General features: G+C 43.1%; 3 protein-coding genes and 2 pseudogenes. 1 reads left to right on the top strand and 4 read right to left on the bottom strand.

Translation table 11 applies throughout. The annotated features are described in order from the left end of the window. The first annotated feature begins 385 nt into the window (after positions 1-385). Positions 386-472: pseudogene (locus tag GX016_05280) on the top strand (flavodoxin). A gap of 334 nt (positions 473-806) precedes the next feature. Here the strand turns inward: GX016_05280 and GX016_05275 are convergent. From GX016_05275 to GX016_05260, 4 genes and pseudogenes are all read right to left on the bottom strand, one after another. Then, a complete protein-coding gene (locus GX016_05275) occupies positions 807-1154 on the bottom strand; it encodes a nucleotidyltransferase domain-containing protein (protein HHT70974.1) in 348 nt (115 codons plus the stop codon). Continuing rightward, complete coding sequence (locus GX016_05270; protein ID HHT70973.1) at positions 1127-1519, bottom strand: HEPN domain-containing protein; 393 nt, start codon at positions 1517-1519, stop codon at positions 1127-1129. The genes GX016_05275 and GX016_05270 overlap by 28 nt, the downstream gene beginning before the upstream one ends. A gap of 819 nt (positions 1520-2338) precedes the next feature. Next, a pseudogene (locus GX016_05265) lies at positions 2339-2555 on the bottom strand (type II toxin-antitoxin system YafQ family toxin). Continuing rightward, positions 2552-2754 (bottom strand): type II toxin-antitoxin system antitoxin, RelB/DinJ family (locus tag GX016_05260; GenBank protein HHT70972.1); only part of this gene is annotated, 203 nt, incomplete at its 5' end. The pseudogene GX016_05265 and the gene GX016_05260, both read right to left, overlap by 4 nt.

Here is a 2754-nt window from a genome sequence, read left to right as displayed (position 1 = left end):
TTTTGTATAGTGCCAGCGATATAGCCAAGCGCTTGCGTGATTCTTAATCTTCAGGTGGGACGGGTTGAGCCGAAAGACGGTGAATGGTGGACAGCCCCGCCTTTTTTCGTTTCGCATAAAGCATCGACATATATTGTGGCGCGTATGTTAGATGCCGCGAAACAGAGGTAACTAATACTATCTGTGGAAATAAAGAGGGAGTAGGTTTAGATGCACGAATCAGAGCTCTAGAGTCTCAAATGTCTCAAAGCGAATGGCAAAGATAGATTTCATCCGCAGCGCGGGGACAGCCGCCGAGTGGGTAACTGCTCAGCTCCTCCAAGTTTGATGCAGCCAAAGGGAATGATAGCATATGGCCGTTGACAAAAGAAAGGAAATAACACTAATGAACAATACACTGGTTGTTTATTATTCGCTTTTTGAAACCACAAAGCATCTAGCATTAGAAATAGCAAAGCAGACTCTTGGGTCATCGAATAGCTCAACCTTTGTCGCCGTGACCGGATTTATAATCAGTATTCCTGTTGCGGCGGCGTCAATGGGTTCATTGTATGGTTATCTAGGCAATATGATAAACCTAGTGTTGCCACCTATTGTCAGCCCCCTTTATGTGATAATATCCTTCGCAGCTATCATGCTGACCTATCAACTTAGCAAGGCGCTTCGTGCAGGGAACTTTGAAACAGTTTCCATGAGCGAAGCACTAAAAGCTGGAACAGAATAATTAAATTAGGAAAAAGCGTCCTTCCTTCTATTAATAAAAAAGGGGACACCGCAGTGTCCCTCAGAAACTTTTTATTATGCCGCTACTGAACAGCATCCACCACATAATTAACGGTTTTTTCCCTCGTTAATATGTGGCGCAGAAAATTTCCTTTTCGCTGTAGTGCGGTTGCTACTTCATCCGGACTATAGGCTAATGCTTCAATAGGCTCCATTACTTTTGCCGCAGCCTTCCCTAAGATTTCCCACCGCTGCCAGGCAGCCATATGTGCAAAATCATTTGAGATAACTATTAAATCAAAATCGCTATCGTCTGTAGCGTTACCCCTAGCTTGTGAGCCAAACAACAGTGCCTTTTCAACAGTAATACCTTGTGCCTCTACAGCTGCTAAAAAAGACAAAATTATTGAGTTGACATGATCTGCCGTAATAGCCACTGCATCACTTCCTTAGTCTTGGCCAAATAATCCCACGCCACTTCTTTCGGGTAACGTTTAATAGCATCGTCCAACAAATCAGGATAACGAGTCCCAACCCCCGCCATGTTAAGAACTGCGATAAACTCCGAGAGGTGCTCAGGAAGTTCCACCGCGGTAATTTTTACTAAACGGATAAGATTATGCGTTCGAGGTGGAGTATTCCCAGTTAGTTCTACAACTAAACCTTTAAGAGCTTTTTCGATAGCTAGTTGGCACATAAAGGCCGCATATACATATCTACCAGCTCTACACATTGCCTCGGCCGTATCGATATCATACTCTGATTGTCGTAGCCATTCCGTAGTCTCGGGAAGCACAATGATATTCCACCCTTATTAGTATCTGTTGCTTTGATTATAACCCCGGGATGTTGATTAGTAAAGCGAACGTTACCACAGGATACCATCTACTTCCAATACCATTCTTTCGTAGTAATAAGGACTATCACGAGAGTATTGCCAACTCATGTTATGATAAGGATAGTGAAACCACGTCTTAAGCACCAAAAAGTTGTCGCAATAAAATATTAAGTGTCCCGTAATCAGGAGAGTGTACGGAGACAATCTAAACTGTCAAGTAGCTACAGGGCCAATTGGTAGTTGGATGAAGATTGCAAAGGAAACTTACGACGCATCAGTAGTATTATACGACATAAATTTTCTATGAAGCGGCGTAATCCTGTGGCTGGCAAGACACAGATGGTCAGAACTTATGGGTTATACGTTAGTGTAAAATAACTGTAGGTCACCACTAATTTTCTGCTGGAAATTGGGGAGTTTTAGGGGGGCCACCAAATGAAACTTAAAATATTCATTGCGGTAAGTGTCATTGGGTTAGCGTTGGGGTATATTTAGTGATGTGCACTCATATAAAACGCAAAACCCAGATGACTACATTAGTTTTACTACGATTTATATGACAGCTTCTGATCACCTTTTTCAGTTGATCAGCAGAGCCTATAATTATTCTGCGCGGGGACAGCTACCGAGTGCGAAACCGCTTGGCTCCTCCAAGTTTAAGTTTGATACAGTCAAAGGAGGATTGATAGCAATTCCATAATCTGGTGGTCTAATTTTCATGGCCAAAAGTGTTCATTCTCAACTGGCCGTTGACAGCTAAGGAGGACCTTGACAAAACTAAAATAAATCGCTATGGCTGCCGGTGCGAACAAGAATGACTTCTTTAGCATCAATGTGGTAAATCAAAAGCAAGTCGGCCTGGATGTGGTACTCGCAATAACCGCTCCACTTGCCGGCAAGGTTATGGTCACGAAACCTTGATATCCAGCCCACGTTTTTCCGCAAGCTTATAGTCCTTCTTAAATTGTGTTGTCCATACAATCTGACGGATCATGATTTCAACTCCCGTAACGCTTCCTCGACATCAGAATAACGCTTGACATTCGGATCACTTGCAATTTGTCCCGCTTCAAGCAATGCAGCAGTAGTTACAGCGTTAGGGATGTTTGTGGTGATTTCAAAGGGGATACGACCTTCCCTTATGGATTGGCGAAGAAAAACATTAAAGGCTGTGGTCATATTAAGGCCAAGCT

This window comes from Bacillota bacterium (assembly GCA_012837285.1).
Taxonomy (GTDB): Bacteria; Bacillota; DTU030; order DUMP01; family DUMP01; genus DUNI01.
This window is presented reverse-complemented; position numbering and strand designations above follow the sequence as displayed.